Raw genomic sequence first — 16,027 nt, forward strand, 5'->3', positions numbered from 1 at the left:
CCGGTCCGGTCGGCCCCCTTCGCGTACCGCCGCGTGGCCTCCGGCCTGCTGGCGCGTACCGGGTTCACCGTGACCGGTGCGACGAGCGCCGGCTCTCCGGTCGACCGATCTCAGTCGTTGTTCCAGAACGGGTAGTTGCCGGTGGCGCGCAGGATCGCACCGCCGATGATATTGATCACGCCGAACGCGATGGCGAGGTAGCCGAGCAGCGGCGACTGGCCGTACCGCCGGGCGTCGCGGATCGACAGGTAGCCGAAGATGATGCCGAGGATGCCGCAGCAGATCAGGCCGAGCACGATGCCCAGCACGCCCCAGAGCGTGGTCCGGTCCCGCCCCCGGGCCGGCGGGGGTGGTGGGTATGCGCTCGTCACGGCTTCCTCCGGGCTGTCGTGGGCGGCGGGCCGAGCCGGACCGCGACCGGCGGGCCCGATTCGGGTGGCGGCGGTGGTGGCCCCCTCTGGGCCGAGGCTAGACCGGGCCGGGCGGCCCGGACCCCGGTTCGGTCAACTCGCCGCCACGCGGGGCGGCCTAACGGACTGCCACTGCCCGTGCGACGTGCCAGAGTAGAGCGGATGTCCCCCGTCACCCCTGACCATCCCAGCCGTGCCGGCGGTGTGAGCGCCGACGACCGGCCCGTCGACCGTGCCGTGCCGGCCCGGCGGGTGCCCGCGCCCCGCGTCGGAGGCTCGCCGCGCGGGCGTGCACCACTGCCCGTCGCCGCCGGGGTGGCCGCCGGCTGGGCCGCACTCACGTCGTACCTGCCGGTCGCCATCGTGCTCGGCCTCGTGCAGCTCGGCGCGGACTCCGCGACGCTGGGCGGCACCCTGCGCACCGCCCTGGCCGGCTGGCTCCTCGGGCACGGCGTGCCGCTGCGCACCGAGTCCGGCCCGTTCGCGCTCGCCCCGCTGGCACTGACCGTGCTCGCGTTCTGGCGGCTGACCCGGGCCGGCGTGCACGTCAGCCGCGCGATCGGCGCCCGCGGCACCGGCTCACCCCGCCGGGCGCTGCTCGCCGCGGGCACGGTCGGCATCGCGTACGCGCTGCTCGGCGCCGTCGCGGCGCTGCTGGTCGGCGCCGGTGGTCCGGACGTCTCCCCGGTACGGGCGGCAGCCACGTTCGCGGTGGTCGGCACGCTCGCCGCGCTGGTCGGCGCGACCCGGATCACCGCCGTCACCCGGCTGCTGGTCGCCCGGATGCCCGGTCCGGTGCGCGGCGGCGTGCGCACCGGGCTGGTGGCCGTGCTGCTGCTGCTCGCGGCGGGTGCCGGCGGGGCCGGCCTGGCGGTCGCCACCGGCGGTGGGGACGCGGCGGACATGATCGGGGCCTACCGGACGGGGGTCGCCGGGCAGGCGGGGATCACCCTGGTCAGCGTGGCGTACGCGCCGAACGCCGCGGTCTGGTCGGCCAGCTACCTGCTCGGGCCGGGCTTCGCGGTCGGCACCGACACCGCGGTCCGCACCAGTGAGGTGTCGGTCGGCGCGCTGCCGGCCGTACCGCTGCTCGCCGGCCTGCCGCGCGGCCCGGTGGACGGTCTCGGCGCCCTGCTGCTCGCCGTGCCGGTGCTGGTCGGAATGGTCGCCGGCTGGCTGCTCGCCCGCCGGGTGGCCCGGGTCGCCGGGCCGGAGCGCGCCCCGCAGCGCTGGGTCGAGCTGCTGGCGCCGGCGGCGCTGGCCGGGCCGGTGGCCGGCGTGCTGCTCGGCGTGGCCGCCGCGATCTCCGGCGGTCCGCTCGGCGCCGGCCGGCTGTCGCAGGTCGGGCCGGTGGCCTGGCAGGTCGGGCTCGTGGCCTCCGGTGTCGTCGCGGCCGGTGCGCTGCTGGGCGCCGCCGCCACCCGCGCGCTCACCCGGGCCCCCGCCCAGTAGCGACGGGCCCCGATGCGCCGCGGGGCGCCCCGGACGAATCCGGAGCGCCCCGTCACGACCGGAGCGTCAGGGCTGGGTCGGCAGGCTGACCTGCGCCACGACGCTCAGGATGAGCAGGAGGATGCCCAGACCGACACCGACCGCGCCGCAGATCAGACCAGCCTTGGCCTGCCCGGCGTTGCTGGCCTGGCCCTGGGCGACCTTCTGGCGGGCCAGGTAACCGGTCACCACGCCGGCGATGCCGAGCGGGATGCCCAGGTAGAGGCAGCAGACCAGCGGGATCGACGCGATGCCGAGGATCATCGACACCAGGCCGAGGGTGTTGTTCTGCCCCTGCGGCTGCGGGTAGCCGGCGTTCGGGTACGTCGGCGCGCCGTACTGCTGCGGCTGGCCGTACGGGTCCTGGTACGGCTGCTGCTGGCCGTACGGCTGCCCGGAGGTGGGCTGCTGGCCGTACGGCTGCCCCGAGGTGGGCTGCTGGCCGTAGGGCTGCCCGGAGGTGGGCTGCTGGCCGTACGGGTTCTGCGGCTGCTGACCGTACGGCTGGCCTGAGGTGGGCTGCTGGCCGTACGGGGCGGCCGGCGGCGGGGCGTACGGGTCGTGCGGCGGTTGGGGTGCGGTCGGGTCCTGATGGGGCTGCTGGCCGTACGGGTCCTGACCGGGGTTACCGGGCTGCATTCGAGAAGCTCCTTGGACTGGTTCCGTCAGTAGCTGCTGTTGTCGCTACTCATGATCGCGCCCAGACCGCCCAAAGCGCAGCACACCAAAAAGATGGCATACCACGCGATGCCCACGATCAGGGCCCACTTCGACCACTTCCGCGACTCCGCGGCGGCCGCCTGGGCGCCGGCGTAGTCGCCCTGCTGGAGCAGCGGGTTGACCTTCGACGCGTTGATGATCGCCGGGATGGCCAGCGGCCAGAAGAGGAAGATGGCGACGATCGACATCGTCATGTTGTTGTTGATCGGGGGCGGCTGCTGCTGGGGGTGGTAACCGGGCTGCACGGGGCGCTCCTCATTCCAACGACACGGCTGGCGTGCCGGATCAGTGACGGGGTGCGGGCCGGCACGGTGTCCAGCCCGAGCGACCGGCAGCGTACCGGGTCGATGCCCGTCGGCACTGTCAAAGATCGGCGCGCCGCCCAGCCGATGGGCGTCCTGACCTGCCCGATAGGGTGGCGCGGTGACCGAGCCAGCGTCCGCAGCCCGCATCGTCGTCCTCGTCTCCGGCTCCGGGAGCAACCTGCAGGCGCTGCTGGACGCCGCCGCCGACCCCGCGTACGGCGCACAGGTCGTCGCGGTGGGCGCCGACCGCGACGGCATCGCGGGCCTGGACCGGGCCGCGGCCGCCGGGGTGCCGGCCTTCGTCGAGCGGGTCCGCGACCACGACACCCGGGAGGACTGGGACCGCGCGCTCACCGCGCACGTGGCGAAGCACCAACCCGACCTGGTCATCTCCGCCGGGTTCCTCAAGCTGGTCGGCCCGCACTTCCTCGCCGCCTTCGGTGACCGCTACCTGAACACGCACAACACCCTGCTGCCGGCGTTCCCCGGCATCCACGGCCCGCGTGACGCTCTCGCCTACGGCGTGAAGCTCACCGGGGCCACGCTCTTCTTCGTCGACGCCGGTATGGACACCGGGCCGATCGTGGCGCAGGTCGCGGTTCCGGTGCTCGACTCCGACGACGTCGAGACGCTCACCGAGCGCATCAAGGAAGCCGAGCGGCGCCAGCTCGTCGAGCAGGTGGGCCGCCTGGTTCGCGAAGGCTGGACCATCACCGGAAGGAAGGTCACGGTTCCGTGAGTTCCACTCAGGACGGGCGCCGCCAGATCAGGCGGGCGCTGGTCAGCGTCTACGACAAGACCGGGCTGGTCGAGCTGGCCCAGGCCCTGCACGCGGCCGGCGTGGAGATCGTGTCCACCGGCAGCACGGCGAGCACCATCGCCGCCGCCGGGGTGCCGGTGACGCCGGTGGAGACGGTGACCGGCTTCCCCGAGGTGCTCGACGGTCGGGTGAAGACCCTGCACCCGAAGGTGCACGCCGGTCTGCTCGCCGACCTGCGCAAGGACACGCACGCCGCGCAGCTCGACGAGCTGGGAGTGGCCGCGTTCGACCTCCTGGTCTCCAACCTCTACCCGTTCCAGGCGACCGTCGCCTCCGGCGCCGGCGTCGAGGAGTGCGTGGAGCAGATCGACATCGGCGGCCCCGCCATGGTCCGGGCCGCCGCCAAGAACCATGCCTCGGTCGCCGTGCTCACCGACCCGGCGGGGTACCCGGCGCTGCGCGCCGCGGTCGGCGAAGGCGGGTTCACCCTGGCCCAGCGCCGCGCGCTGGCCGCCCGGGCGTTCGCCGACATCGCCGAGTACGACGTGGCGGTGGCCCAGTGGTGCGCCCAGGAGTTGGCACCCTCCGACGACTGGTGGCCGCAGTTCGCGGGGCTGGCGCTGCGCAAGTCGACCGCGCTGCGCTACGGCGAGAACCCGCACCAGCCGGCCGCGCTCTACACGGACCCGGACGCCCCGGCGGGGCTGGCCCAGGCCGAACAGCTGCACGGCAAGGAGATGTCCTACAACAACTACGTCGACGCGGACGCCGCGTGGCGGGCCGCGAACGACTTCGCCGACCAGCCGGCCGTGGCGATCATCAAGCACGCCAACCCGTGCGGCATCGCGGTGGGCGCGGACGTGGCCGAGGCGCACCGCAAGGCGCACGCCTGCGACCCGGTGTCGGCGTACGGCGGGGTGATCGCGGTCAACCGGCCGGTCTCGGTCGAGCTGGCCCGGCAGGTGGCCGACATCTTCACCGAGGTGGTGGTCGCCCCCGGCTTCGACGAGGGCGCGGTCGAGGTGTTGCAGGGCAAGAAGAACATCCGGCTGCTGCGCGCGCCAGCGTGGAGCCCGGCGAAGGTCGAGTGGCGGCAGGTGACCGGTGGCGTGCTGACCCAGGTCGCCGACCGGGTGGACGCCCCCGGCGACGACCCGTCGAGCTGGCGGCTGGCGACCGGTGCGGCGGCGGACGAGGCGTTGCTGCGCGACCTCGCGTTCGCCTGGCGGGCCGTGCGCGCGGTGAAGAGCAACGCGATCCTGCTCGCCAAGGACGGCGCCACCGTCGGGGTCGGCATGGGCCAGGTCAACCGGGTCGACTCGGCGCAACTGGCGGTCAGCCGCGCGGGCGCCGAACGCGCCCGGGGATCGGTCGCCGCGTCCGACGCGTTCTTTCCGTTCGCCGACGGCCCGAAGATCCTCATCGACGCCGGCGTCCGCGCCATCGTGCAGCCCGGCGGCTCCATCCGCGACGAAGAGGTCATCGCCGCCGCGAAGGAAGCCAACGTGACGATGTACCTGACCGGCACCCGCCACTTCTTCCACTAAACCCCGCCCCAACCCCTGTCGATCATGAAGTTGTTGCCCCGCCGCTCGGCGTGTCGGGACAACAACTTCATGGTCAACGGGGTGGGTGGGTTACGGGGTCTGGGGGAGTGGGGGGCGGAGTTCGGCGAAGTGGCAGGCCGAGGGGTGGGGGTCCGCAGCCCTCGGCACGGTCTGCGGATCCTCGACGGCGCAGATGTCCTGGGCCTTCCAGCAGCGGGTCCGGAAGTGGCAGCCGCTCGGCGGGTCGGCCGGGCTGGGCACGTCGCCGACCAGCCGGATCATGTTGCGCTGGTCGCGCGCCTCCGGGTCCGGGACCGGCACCGCGGAGAGCAGCGCCTGGGTGTACGGGTGAGTGGCCCGCTCGTAGATCTCGTCCTCGGTGCCGATTTCGACGATCCGGCCGAGGTACATGACCGCGACCCGGTCGGCGATGTGCCGCACCACCGACAGGTCGTGCGCGATGAAGATGTACGAGAGCCCGAGCTCGTCCTGGAGCTGCTCGAGCAGGTTGATCACCTGGGCCTGGATGGAGACGTCCAGGGCCGAGACCGGTTCGTCGCAGACGATGATCTCGGGCCGTAGCGCGAGCGCGCGGGCGATGCCGATGCGCTGACGCTGACCGCCGGAGAACTGGTGCGGGTACCGGTTGATGTGTTCCGGGTTGAGCCCGACCACCTCCAGCAGCTCCTGGACCCGCCGGGCCCGGCTGCCCTTCGGGGCGGCGTCGCGGTGGATCTCGAACGGCTCGCCGATGATGTCGCCGACGGTCATCCGCGGGTTCAGCGAGGTGTACGGGTCCTGCATGACCATCTGCATGTTGCGTCGCAGCCGGCGCAGCTCGGCCCCGGACGCCTTGAACAGGTCCTTGCCCTCGAGGGTGGCCCGCCCGGAGGTGGGCGTCTCCAGCCGCATCAGCAGCCGGGCGAGGGTGGACTTTCCGCAGCCGGACTCACCGACCACGCCCAGCGTCTCGCCGCGGCGCAGCTCGAAGCTCACGCCGTCGACGGCCTTGACGGCGCCGATCTGCCGCTGGAACAACACGCCCTGGCTGATCGGGAAGTGCTTGACCAGGTTGTCGACGGAGAGGACGGTCTCGCCCCGGACCTTGGTGGAGCTAGCGGGCGCTGTCATCACGGACCTCCTGCGCGAAGTGGCATGCGCTGGTCCGGCCGTCGCCGAGGACCAGGTCGTGCGGCACCACGTCCACGCAGACCTGCTGCACGTACGGGCACCGGGGGTGGAACGGGCAACCGGAGGGGATGCGCATCAGGTTCGGCGGCAAACCCTTGATCGTCGACAGCTCCTGGCCGCGGACGTCCATCCGCGGGATCGACTCCAGCAACCCCTTGGTGTACGGGTGGGCCGGCGCCTTGTACAGGGAGCGGACGTCGGCGTGCTCGACGATCCGGCCGGCGTACATGACGGCGATCCGGTCGGCGACGCCGGCGACCACGCCGAGGTCATGGGTGATCAGGATCATCGCCATGTTGAGGTCCCGGCGCAGGTCGGCCAGCAGGTCCATGATCTGGGCCTGCACGGTGACGTCGAGCGCCGTGGTGGGCTCGTCGGCGATCAGCACCTTCGGGTCCAGCGCCAGCGCCATGGCGATCATGACGCGCTGCCGCATGCCTCCGGAGAACTGGTGCGGGTAGTCACCGATCCGCTTCGCGGCACCCGGGATCTTGACCAGGTCCATCAGCTCGATGGCCCGGCGGCGGGCGTCACCCCGGGACATGCCGGAGCGCTGGCGCAGCGTCTCGCCGATCTGCCAGCCGACCGGGAACACCGGGTTCAACGCGGAGAGCGCGTCCTGGAAGATCATCGCGATCTCCTTGCCGCGGACCTGCCGGCGCTGCTCCTCGGAGCGGGTGAGCAGGTCCTGACCCTGGTAGAGGATCTGGCCGGAGCGGATGACCGCGGGCGGGGTGTCCAGGATGCCCATGATCGCCTGGGCGGTGACCGACTTGCCCGAGCCGGATTCGCCGAGCACGGCGAGGGTCTCGCCGGCATCCAGGTGGTACGACACGCCGTTGATCACCCGGGCCACACCCTCGTTGGTCCGGAACTCGACGTACAGGTCCCGGAGCTCCAACAGGTGGCCGCCCTCGGGCGTGGCGGACGCGGGAGTGGGTTGGACGGTGGAGTGGGTCATGAGGTTCTCACCGCAGCTTCGGGTCGAAGGCGTCACGGATCGCGTCGCCGAGCATGATGAACGCCAGCACGGTCAGCGCGAGGAAGGCCGACGGGACGATCAGCGGTGTCGCCGCCTCCCGCATGTGGATCCGGCCGGTGTCGATGTCCTGGCCCCACGAGATGGTCGGCGCCTTCAGGCCGATGCCCAGGAAGGACAGCGTCGCCTCGGCGGCGATGAACGAGCCGAGCGCGATGGTCAGCACGACGATGGCCGGGGCCAGCGAGTTCGGCAGGATGTGCCGCCACATGATCCGGCCGTTGCCGGCGCCGAGCATCCGGGCCGCCGCCACGTAGTCCTGCTCCTTGGCGGTGATCACCGAGGAGCGCACCACCCGGGCGGCGGTGGTCCAGCCCAGGATGGCCAGCACGAAGATCACCGCGGCGATCCGGGCGTTCACGCTGTCGCTGGACACCCGCTTGAGCAGCACGATCGCGGCCAGCAGCAGCGGGATGCCGAGCACCACGTCGATCACCCGGGAGAGCACCGCGTCGACCCAGCGGCCGAAGTAGCCGGCCAGCATGCCGACCACCAGCGCGATCAGCCCGGTGCCCAGCGTGGAGAGCGCGCCGACCAGCAGGGAGGCGCGGGTGCCGTAGACCGCCCGGGCGTACGTGTCGCAGCCCTGGAAGTCGTACCCGAAGATCGCCCCGCCGGACGGCCCGGCGTGCTGCCGGGAGAGCAGGCAGTCGTTCGGGCTGTTGGCGGTGAAGAGACCGGGGACCAGCGCCATCAGCGTGAAGACGACGACCAGCGCCAGCGAGATCCAGAAGATTGGGTTGCGGCGCAGGTCGCGCCAGGCGTCACCGGCCAGGCTGCGGGCCTTGTTCGCCGCGCCGATCTGGTTCGGCGTGCCCGGCTCGCCCGAGGGGCCACGTCGCGCGGCCTGGTTCTCGGTGGCCGCCACGGTTTCGAAGTCACTCATGCCCGGACCTCGCTGCGCTCGGTGCCGGCATGAGCGCCCAAACACGCTGCGTTGATGATTCGTTCGCTGCGCTCACTCATAGCGGATCCTCGGGTCGAGTACGGCGTACAGGACGTCCACCACCAGGTTCGAGATCAGGTAGACCACGACGAGCACGCTGACGATGCCCACCACCAGGGGGCCGTCCTCGGTACGGATGCCGCGGAAGAGGTTGAAGCCCACCCCGGGGATGTTGAAGACGCCCTCGGTGATGATGGCGCCGCTCATCAGGTTGCCCAGCTCCACGCCGAGGAAGGTGACCACGGGGATGAGCGAGTTCCGCAGCACGTGCACGGTGACGATGCGGCGTTTGACCAGGCCCTTGGACCGGGCGGTCCGTACGTAGTCGGCGCGCAGGTTCTCCGCCACCGAGGTGCGGGTCAGCCGCAGCGCGGTGGCCAGCGACAGCGAGCCGAGCACGATGCCGGGCAGCAGCAGCGCGTAGAACGTCGGCTCGGAGCCGGCGGTGGGCGGGAAGAGCTGCCACCTGACGCCCAGGAAGTACTGCGCGAGCGGCGCCAGCACGATGGTCGGGATGCCCAGCACCAGCAGGGTCAGCACCAGCGTCGAGTTGTCGAAGATGCTGGCCCGGCGGATGCCGGCGATCACACCGGCGGTGACTCCGAAGATGATCGCCACGGCGAGCGCGATGAGCGCGAGCTTCACGGTGACCGGCCAGGCCGCCTGCAGGATGTCGCCGATCTGGCGGCCGGTCAGCGACTGGCCGAGGTCACCCTGGAGCAGGCTCCTGACGTAGTCGAAGTAGCGGTAGAAGAAGCCGCCGACGCCGGTGGCGTCCAGGTGGTACTTCTCCGTCAGGTAGGCCCGCTGGGCCGCGGTCACGGGCCGCTCGCCCGCGAGGGCCTGGATGGGGTCGCCCTGGCCGGCGAACATCAGCGCGTAGACGATCAGGGTGGTCCCGAAGAACGCGAGGACCATCTGCAGTAGGCGCCGCAGGATGTAGCGGAACATGCTTAGCAGTCTCTCCGGAAATATGCGAAAGGGTCGCAGGACGGCATCTCTGGTCGTACCCGAAATATCGGGATGCGTGCCGTCCGGCCCGGGCGAGGCCGGCGCTACCGGCACCGGGTCCGCGTGTGCGCCCCGGTCCCGGTGAGCGCGGTCCGGGCCACCCGGGCGTCGTCGCCCGGATGGCCCGCACCATGGTCAGCTCAGCTCAGCTGGCCGCTTCGATCTTCATGAGGTTGACCCGCTGGAACAGGTCCATCTCGACGTTCTTGACCTTGGACGAGTGGCCGAACACGTTCTCGCCGAAGCGGAGCGGGATGACCGGCATGTCCTTGGCCAGGATGTCCTCGGCCTGCTGGTACTTCTTGATGGCCTCTTCCTGCGTGGCCGCGGCCGAGCCCTCCTTCACCAGCTTGTCGAACTCCGGGTTGCTGTAGCCGTAGTAGTTCGACGAACCGTTGGTGCTGTACAGCGGGCCCAGGTAGTCCTCCATGGACGGGTAGTCCATGACCCAGCCCAGCCGGAACATGCCGACCGGCTGCTTCTTCTCGACCTTGGTGAGCAGGTCGGCGAACTTCGGCTCGGCCGAGCCGACGGCCTCCACACCCAGGTTGGCCTTCAGTTGGTTGGCGGTCGCGTCGACCCAGTCCTTGTGACCGCCGTCGCCGTTGTAGGAGATGACGATCTTCGACGGGCCGCCAGCGGCCTGGTAGAGCTTCTTGGCCTCGGTCGGGTTGAACTCACCGGCGGCACCGGTGGTGTTCTCCCGGTAACCCGGCAGCACCGGCGAGACGAACGAACGGGCCGGGTCCTGCGAGCCCTTGAAGACGGACTTGGTGATCTCGTCCCGGTCGATCGCCATCGAGATCGCCTTACGCACGTCCGGGTTGCTGAAGTTCTTGTCGAACGTCGGGAACGCGAGGAACTGGAACGACGACATCGGGCTGGTCTGGTACCGGTCGCCCAGGTCGGTCGGCGCGTTGCTCAGGCTCTCGGTCGGGATCGTCGGCAGCACGTCCAGGTTGTCGCCCAGCACGTCCGCGTAGGCCGCGTTGAGCTGCTGGTAGACCCGGAACTGGACGTCCTTCACCTTGGGCTTCTCACCCGGGTAGGCGTCGTACCGCTCGACATCGATCTTGCTGTCGTGCTGCCAGGCGCCCTTCATCTTGAACGGGCCCTGACCGATCGGCGCCTGCTCGTAGGAGTCCTTGAGCACACCCGGGGCCGAGAACGCGGCGTCCGGCAGCGGGTAGAACGCGTTGTAGCCGAGCATCGTCTTGAAGTCGATGTACGGGGCGGAGAGCGTCACCTGGAAGGTCAGGTCGTCGACCTTCTTCAGGCCGGACATCTCCTTGGCCTTCGGCTTGTCGCCCTGCAGGTCCTCGTAGCCGGCGATCTTCTCGAAGAAGTAGCTGCCGCCCTGGCCGTTGGGCGCGTACGCGCCGTAGTTCCAGGCGTTGATGTAGTCCTCGGACGTGACCTTCTCACCGTTGTGGAAGGTGAAGCCGTCCTTGAGCTTGATCGTCCAGACCTTGTTGTCGGACGACGTCACGGACTCGGCCGCGACCTCGTACGGCTTGTTCTGGGCGTCGTAGTCGACGAGCGGGCTGAACAGGCCGGCGAGCACCTGGGACCCGGACGTCTCGGTGGTGTTGGTCGGAACCAGGTGCTGGGGCTCGGCGATCTGGATGCTGACCGCCGAACTGTCGCTGCCGCCGGATCCACCGTCTCCGCCGCTGCCGCAGGCCGCGAGGCCCAGCGTCACCGCGAGCGGGAGGGCGGTCCAGGCGGCGAGTCTACGAACTCGCATTGAGCCTCCTCATCTCCTCACGCTGCGCAGTCAAGCCCGACGCTGGGTTTACGCTGCGCAACAAGCGGCAACGGTAGGTCGACGGACCGAATTCGACAACGACCCGGTTGCGGCTGCATAACGGTCCGGGGTGCCCTCCCTTGCCGGGTATCGGAAGACGTGCTAGCGCCAACGGTGGTCAACCGCGCTGAGGTGCGGGTTCTCCGGCTGGTTCGCGTACCCGCCGTGCCGGCCTCGGCCCGGCTCGCCCACTCTCGCCCCGACGCCCGGTCCCTGCCCCGGTCTCCCGGCATGGCCGGTTCGGTGGTCATCGGCTGCACAACAGGTCACTGAGAGTGACGAGAAACACGTCACGCATCGTTACTAAAGTCGAGTGGTGGGGATCTCGGTGGGCTGCCCGAACGAGGTCGTCCGAACGGCGGCCCGCCGCCGTGAGACGATCTGGTCGTGACGGCGACGCTTCTGGACGGCAAGGCGACCGCGGCGGCGATCAAGGACGAGCTGCGGATACGGGTGAAGGCGCTCGCGGAGCGTGGCATCACCCCCGGGCTGGGCACGGTCCTGGTCGGGGCGGACCCGGGCAGCCAGGCGTACGTCAACGGCAAGCACCGGGACTGCGCCGAGGTGGGCATCGCCTCGATCCGCCGGGAGCTGCCGGCCGACGCCAGCCAGCAGCAGGTCGACGACGTGCTCGCCGAGCTGAACGCCGACCCGGCGTGCCACGGCTACATCGTCCAGCTGCCGCTGCCCGCCCACCTGGACACCCAGCGGGTGCTGGAGCTGATCGACCCCGCCAAGGACGCCGACGGCCTGCACCCGGTCAACCTGGGCCGGCTCGTCCTCGGCTACGACGGCCCGCTGCCCTGCACGCCGCGCGGCATCGTGGAGCTGCTCCGCCGGCACGACGTGGCGCTGCGCGGCGCCACCGTCGCGGTGGTCGGCCGGGGCAACACCGTCGGCCGCCCGCTCGGCCTGCTGCTCACCCGGCGCAGCGAGAACGCCACCGTGACCCTGTGCCACACCGGCACGCTCGACCTCGCCTCGCACACCCGGGCGGCCGACATCGTCATCGTCGCGGCCGGCGTACCGGGCCTGCTCACCGCCGACATGATCAACCCTGGCGCGGTCGTGGTCGACGTCGGCATCACCCGTGTGATCGGCCCGGACGGCAAGGGCCGCTACACCGGCGACGTGGACCCGGGGGTGGCCGAGACGGCCGGCGCGCTGGTCCCGATGCCCGGTGGCGTCGGCCCGATGACCCGGGCCATGCTGCTCAGCAACGTCGTCGAGCGCGCCGAGCGCGGCTGACGTGTAGGGAAGGGCACCTTGGGGCCCTTCTTCACCTGAGAGGCCGTAACCGTCCGCCCCTGGCCTGATCGGTGTCAGGATGACTGATACGGTCCGGAAAACCGACTGGTATCAGGGAGTGGGACGACCATGGGTAAGAAGGTCACTGTCGTCGGGGCTGGCTTCTACGGCTCCACCACCGCACAGCGCCTGGCCGAGTTCGACGTCTTCGACACCGTAGTGATCACCGACATCGTGGAGGGCAAGCCCGCGGGTCTCGCACTCGACCTCAACCAGTCGCGGGCCATCGAGGGCTTCGAGACCAAGGTGGTCGGCGTGACCACCGGCCCGAACGGCGAGGGCTACGAGGCCATCGAGGGCTCCGACGTCGTCGTGATCACCGCTGGCCTGCCGCGCAAGCCGGGCATGAGCCGGATGGACCTGCTGGAGACCAACGCCAAGATCGTGCGGCAGGTCGCCGAGAACGTCGCCAAGTACGCCCCGAACGCCGTCGTCATCGTGGTCTCCAACCCGCTGGACGAGATGACCGCGCTGGCGCAGCTCGCCACCCAGTTCCCGAAGAACCGGGTGCTCGGCCAGGCCGGCATGCTGGACACCGCCCGCTTCAGCAACTTCGTGGCCGAGGCGCTGAACGTACCGGTGGCGTCGGTCCGGACGCTGACCCTGGGCTCGCACGGCGACACCATGGTCCCGGTGCCGTCGAAGAGCACCGTCAACGGCAAGCCGCTGCGTGAGGCGATGCCGGCGGAGCAGATCGAGGAGCTGGTCGTCAAGACCCGCAACGGTGGCGCCGAGGTGGTCGCGTTGCTCAAGACCGGTTCGGCGTACTACGCCCCGTCCGCCGCGGCGGCCCGGATGGCGAAGGCCGTCGCCGAGGACTCCGGCGAGGTCATGCCGGTCTGCGCCTGGGTCGACGGCGAGTACGGCATCTCCGGCGTCTACCTGGGTGTCGAGGCCGAGATCGGCGCCGAGGGCGTCAAGCGGATCGTCGAGACCGACCTGGACGACGACGAGCGGGCCAGCCTCCTGGCGGCCGCCGAGGCCGTCCGCGCCAAGCAGGGCGACGTAGCGAACATGTGATCCACCCGACCCACCGAAGGGGCGCGCCGGCAGAGCCGGCGCGCCCCTTCGACGTCCCCCCACCCACCCCCGTCCGACCCCCCGTTGATCATGAAGTTATTGCGGGTTTCGCCGGCGGGTCGAGGCAATAACTTCATGATCAACGGGGCTGGGGGCGCCTGGGGGTCAAGGGGGGCCAGGGGGTGAAGGGGGTGCCCAGGTGGGGGGTGGCCAGGAGGGTGGGGGTGGCGGACAGGGTGCGTAGGAGGTTTGTTCGGGAGAGGCGGGCGGCCTTGGGGTCCTCCTCGTGGGCGTACGACAGGTTGGGGTCGACCAGTTGCACGGCGTGCACCAGCAGGTCGCCGGTGAGGAGCATCCGTTCGTCGGCCGCCGTCAGGAGCACCGACTGGTGGCCCGGGGTATGCCCGGGGGTGGGCAGCAGGCGTACCGCCGGGGTGAGGCTGGTCTCGCCGTCGACCACCCGGAGCTGGCCGGCGGCGCGCAACGGGGCGACCAGGCCGGCCGGCAGCCCTGGATCGAGCGTCTCCGCCGCGTCCAGCTCGGCGCGCTGGAGGAGGTAGCTCGCGTTCGGGAAGTACGGCCGCCCCGGTGTGCCGGTCACCGCCCAGCCGATGTGGTCGCTGTGCAAATGGGTCAGCACGACCGTGTCGACCTCGGCCGGGTCGATGCCGGCGGCGGCCAGTTCGGCGGGCAGCCGACCGGGCACGGGTGCCCAGCTCGCGGCGGGCGCGCCGGCGGGGCCGATCCCGGCGTCCACCAGGGTCACCGGCCCGTCGCCGGCCCGGATCGCGAAGCTGCGGAACGGCAGCCACCACTGCCCGTCGGCGGTCACCGAGGTGGGGTCACGCCGGTCGGCCTCCTGCCAGTGCGCCGCCGTGGCGTGCGGAAACGCCTCGGCCCGGGGCTGGAAGAAGGCACCCTCCCCGTCGGTGAGCGCGGTGACCGTGATAGACCCGAGGGTGCGGCTCAGTGGCATTGGGCGATGGTGCCAGGGAACTTCTGCGCCGTGCAGCCCGGTTTCCGCCGGTCGGTCGAGGCCGGCTGGGAGCTGCCGGCCTGTTTCCAGTACGCTCGTACTGCTTGAGCACGTGTCCCCCGAGAGGAGCGCCGGCCGATGGCGAAGATCAAGGTAAACAACCCGGTCGTGGAGCTCGACGGCGACGAGATGACCCGGATCATCTGGAAGCAGATCCGGGAGCAGCTGATCCTGCCCTACCTCGACGTCGACCTGCACTACTACGACCTGTCGATCCAGCACCGTGATGAGACCGACGACCAGGTCACCATCGACGCCGCCAACGCCATCAAGGAGCACGGCGTCGGCGTCAAGTGCGCGACCATCACCCCGGACGAGGCCCGGGTGGAGGAGTTCGGCCTGAAGAAGATGTGGCGGTCGCCCAACGGCACGATCCGCAACATCCTCGGCGGCGTCGTCTTCCGCGAGCCGATCATCATGTCCAACGTGCCGCGGCTGGTCCCCGGCTGGACCAAGCCGATCATCATCGGCCGGCACGCCCACGGTGACCAGTACAAGGCCACCGACTTCGTCGTCCCCGGCCCGGGCACGGTGACCATCACCTACACCCCGGCCGACGGCGGCGCGCCGATGGAGATGGAGGTCGCCAACTTCCCCGGCGGCGGCATCGCCATGGGCATGTACAACTACGACGAGTCGATCCGGGACTTCGCCCGGGCCTCGTTCCGGTACGGCCTGGACCGCAACTACCCGGTCTACCTGTCCACCAAGAACACCATCCTCAAGGCGTACGACGGCCGGTTCAAGGACATCTTCGCCGAGGTGTTCGAGAACGAGTTCAAGGCCGAGTTCGACGCCGCCGGCATCACCTACGAGCACCGGCTGATCGACGACATGGTCGCCGCCGCGCTCAAGTGGGAGGGCGGCTACGTCTGGGCCTGCAAGAACTACGACGGTGACGTGCAGTCGGACACCGTCGCGCAGGGCTTCGGCTCGCTGGGTCTGATGACCTCGGTCCTGCTCTCCCCGGACGGCCGCACCGTCGAGGCCGAGGCCGCGCACGGCACGGTCACCCGGCACTACCGGCAGTACCAGAAGGGCGAGAAGACCTCGACCAACCCGATCGCGTCGATCTACGCCTGGACCCGGGGCCTGGCCCACCGGGGCAAGCTGGACGGCACGCCGGCGGTGACCGAGTTCGCCAACACCCTGGAGCAGGTCATCGTCGACACCGTCGAGGGCGGCCAGATGACCAAGGACCTCGCGCTGCTCATCTCGCGCGACGCCCCGTGGCTGACCACCGACGAGTTCATGAACGCGCTCGACGAGAACCTGGCCCGCAAGATCGCTGCCTGATCCAGGCGTACCGCAGCACCGGAGCCCGTCGGCACCCGCCGGCGGGCTCCGGCGTGTCGGCGGCCGACACTCCGTCCGCGTCACCCCGGCCGGCGCGCCTCGTTGACCAGGATGGACGAGATGCCAGTCGCGTCCAGGAA

General features: G+C 70.8%; 15 protein-coding genes. 6 read left to right on the plus strand and 9 right to left on the minus strand.

Features of this window, described 5'->3' with window-relative positions; genetic code table 11:
- Positions 1-110 precede the first annotated feature (110 nt).
- Positions 111-371: a hypothetical protein gene (locus AB0K07_RS20205; protein WP_363756933.1), complete on the minus strand. Its 261-nt coding sequence runs from the start codon at positions 369-371 to the stop codon at positions 111-113.
- 201 nt (positions 372-572) lie between these two features.
- On the opposite strand from AB0K07_RS20205, the gene AB0K07_RS20210 reads away from it, so the two are divergent.
- Positions 573-1,862 (plus strand): DUF6350 family protein, encoded by a 1,290-nt coding sequence (locus AB0K07_RS20210; protein WP_363756934.1) that lies wholly within the window; start codon positions 573-575, stop codon positions 1,860-1,862.
- A 66-nt stretch (positions 1,863-1,928) separates the two neighbouring features.
- Here the strand turns inward: AB0K07_RS20210 and AB0K07_RS20215 are convergent, their stop codons facing one another.
- Both AB0K07_RS20215 and AB0K07_RS20220 read right to left on the minus strand, forming a co-directional pair.
- Entirely contained in the window at positions 1,929-2,540 is a 612-nt protein-coding gene (locus AB0K07_RS20215) for a DUF4190 domain-containing protein (RefSeq protein ID WP_363756935.1), read from the minus strand.
- A gap of 26 nt (positions 2,541-2,566) precedes the next feature.
- Entirely contained in the window at positions 2,567-2,866 is a 300-nt protein-coding gene (locus AB0K07_RS20220; protein WP_363756936.1) for a CD225/dispanin family protein, read from the minus strand.
- A gap of 178 nt (positions 2,867-3,044) precedes the next feature.
- Between AB0K07_RS20220 and purN the strand changes: the two genes are divergently transcribed.
- Together purN and purH are read left to right on the plus strand one after the other, a co-directional pair.
- The gene (gene purN, locus AB0K07_RS20225; protein ID WP_363756937.1) at positions 3,045-3,665 is read left to right on the plus strand and encodes a phosphoribosylglycinamide formyltransferase; all 621 of its coding nucleotides are present in this window, start codon (positions 3,045-3,047) and stop codon (positions 3,663-3,665) included.
- Positions 3,662-5,233 carry a bifunctional phosphoribosylaminoimidazolecarboxamide formyltransferase/IMP cyclohydrolase gene (gene purH / locus AB0K07_RS20230; RefSeq protein ID WP_363756938.1) on the plus strand — a complete coding sequence of 524 codons (1,572 nt, stop codon included), beginning with the start codon at positions 3,662-3,664 and terminating at the stop codon, positions 5,231-5,233. Before purN ends, purH begins: the two co-directional genes overlap by 4 nt.
- Positions 5,234-5,323: 90 nt before the next feature.
- Here purH and AB0K07_RS20235 read toward each other — a convergent pair whose 3' ends face one another.
- The 5 genes from AB0K07_RS20235 to AB0K07_RS20255 all read right to left on the minus strand — a co-directional run bounded on the left by AB0K07_RS20235 (position 5,324) and on the right by AB0K07_RS20255 (position 11,167).
- Positions 5,324-6,364 carry a dipeptide ABC transporter ATP-binding protein gene (locus tag AB0K07_RS20235; RefSeq protein ID WP_363756939.1) on the minus strand — a complete coding sequence of 347 codons (1,041 nt, stop codon included), beginning with the start codon at positions 6,362-6,364 and terminating at the stop codon, positions 5,324-5,326.
- Positions 6,348-7,385 (minus strand): ABC transporter ATP-binding protein, encoded by a 1,038-nt coding sequence (locus AB0K07_RS20240; RefSeq protein ID WP_363756940.1) that lies wholly within the window; start codon positions 7,383-7,385, stop codon positions 6,348-6,350. Before AB0K07_RS20240 ends, AB0K07_RS20235 begins: the two co-directional genes overlap by 17 nt.
- 7 nt (positions 7,386-7,392) lie before the next feature.
- Positions 7,393-8,349 (minus strand): ABC transporter permease, encoded by a 957-nt coding sequence (locus tag AB0K07_RS20245; protein WP_363756941.1) that lies wholly within the window; start codon positions 8,347-8,349, stop codon positions 7,393-7,395.
- A 72-nt stretch (positions 8,350-8,421) separates the two neighbouring features.
- A complete protein-coding gene (locus tag AB0K07_RS20250; protein WP_363756942.1) occupies positions 8,422-9,360 on the minus strand; it encodes an ABC transporter permease in 939 nt (312 codons plus the stop codon).
- A 205-nt stretch (positions 9,361-9,565) separates the two neighbouring features.
- Positions 9,566-11,167, minus strand: a complete 1,602-nt coding sequence (locus AB0K07_RS20255) for an ABC transporter substrate-binding protein (RefSeq protein ID WP_363756943.1) — start codon at positions 11,165-11,167, stop codon at positions 9,566-9,568.
- A 447-nt stretch (positions 11,168-11,614) separates the two neighbouring features.
- Between AB0K07_RS20255 and AB0K07_RS20260 the strand changes: the two genes are divergently transcribed.
- Both AB0K07_RS20260 and mdh read left to right on the plus strand, forming a co-directional pair.
- Positions 11,615-12,475 carry a bifunctional methylenetetrahydrofolate dehydrogenase/methenyltetrahydrofolate cyclohydrolase gene (locus AB0K07_RS20260; protein ID WP_363756944.1) on the plus strand — a complete coding sequence of 287 codons (861 nt, stop codon included), beginning with the start codon at positions 11,615-11,617 and terminating at the stop codon, positions 12,473-12,475.
- Between the two features lie 129 nt (positions 12,476-12,604).
- Entirely contained in the window at positions 12,605-13,555 is a 951-nt protein-coding gene (mdh, locus tag AB0K07_RS20265) for a malate dehydrogenase (protein WP_363756945.1), read from the plus strand.
- 139 nt (positions 13,556-13,694) lie between these two features.
- Here mdh and AB0K07_RS20270 read toward each other — a convergent pair whose 3' ends face one another.
- On the minus strand, positions 13,695-14,531 hold the full coding sequence (locus AB0K07_RS20270) for an MBL fold metallo-hydrolase (RefSeq protein WP_363756946.1): 837 nt from the start codon (positions 14,529-14,531) through the stop codon (positions 13,695-13,697).
- A 138-nt stretch (positions 14,532-14,669) separates the two neighbouring features.
- Here AB0K07_RS20270 and AB0K07_RS20275 point away from each other — a divergent pair, with 138 nt between their 5' ends.
- On the plus strand, positions 14,670-15,887 hold the full coding sequence (locus AB0K07_RS20275) for an NADP-dependent isocitrate dehydrogenase (protein ID WP_363756947.1): 1,218 nt from the start codon (positions 14,670-14,672) through the stop codon (positions 15,885-15,887).
- Positions 15,888-16,027: the final 140 nt, after the last annotated feature.

Origin of the sequence: Micromonospora sp. NPDC049301, from assembly GCF_040678715.1 — a bacterium.
Taxonomy (GTDB): domain Bacteria; phylum Actinomycetota; class Actinomycetes; order Mycobacteriales; family Micromonosporaceae; genus Micromonospora.

What these genes read in the sequence shown, in the direction of transcription:
- mdh (WP_363756945.1), top strand. Translation starts at nt 12,605, where the DNA reads ATGGGTAAGAAGGTCACTGTCGTCGGGGCTGGCTTCTACGGCTCCACC.
- AB0K07_RS20240 (WP_363756940.1), bottom strand. Translation starts at nt 7,385, where the DNA reads ATGACCCACTCCACCGTCCAACCCACTCCCGCGTCCGCCACGCCCGAG.
- AB0K07_RS20210 (WP_363756934.1), top strand. Translation starts at nt 573, where the DNA reads ATGTCCCCCGTCACCCCTGACCATCCCAGCCGTGCCGGCGGTGTGAGC.
- AB0K07_RS20270 (WP_363756946.1), bottom strand. Translation starts at nt 14,531, where the DNA reads ATGCCACTGAGCCGCACCCTCGGGTCTATCACGGTCACCGCGCTCACC.
- AB0K07_RS20275 (WP_363756947.1), top strand. Translation starts at nt 14,670, where the DNA reads ATGGCGAAGATCAAGGTAAACAACCCGGTCGTGGAGCTCGACGGCGAC.
- AB0K07_RS20235 (WP_363756939.1), bottom strand. Translation starts at nt 6,364, where the DNA reads ATGACAGCGCCCGCTAGCTCCACCAAGGTCCGGGGCGAGACCGTCCTC.
- AB0K07_RS20245 (WP_363756941.1), bottom strand. Translation starts at nt 8,349, where the DNA reads ATGAGTGACTTCGAAACCGTGGCGGCCACCGAGAACCAGGCCGCGCGA.
- AB0K07_RS20215 (WP_363756935.1), bottom strand. Translation starts at nt 2,540, where the DNA reads ATGCAGCCCGGTAACCCCGGTCAGGACCCGTACGGCCAGCAGCCCCAT.
- AB0K07_RS20250 (WP_363756942.1), bottom strand. Translation starts at nt 9,360, where the DNA reads ATGTTCCGCTACATCCTGCGGCGCCTACTGCAGATGGTCCTCGCGTTC.
- AB0K07_RS20255 (WP_363756943.1), bottom strand. Translation starts at nt 11,167, where the DNA reads ATGCGAGTTCGTAGACTCGCCGCCTGGACCGCCCTCCCGCTCGCGGTG.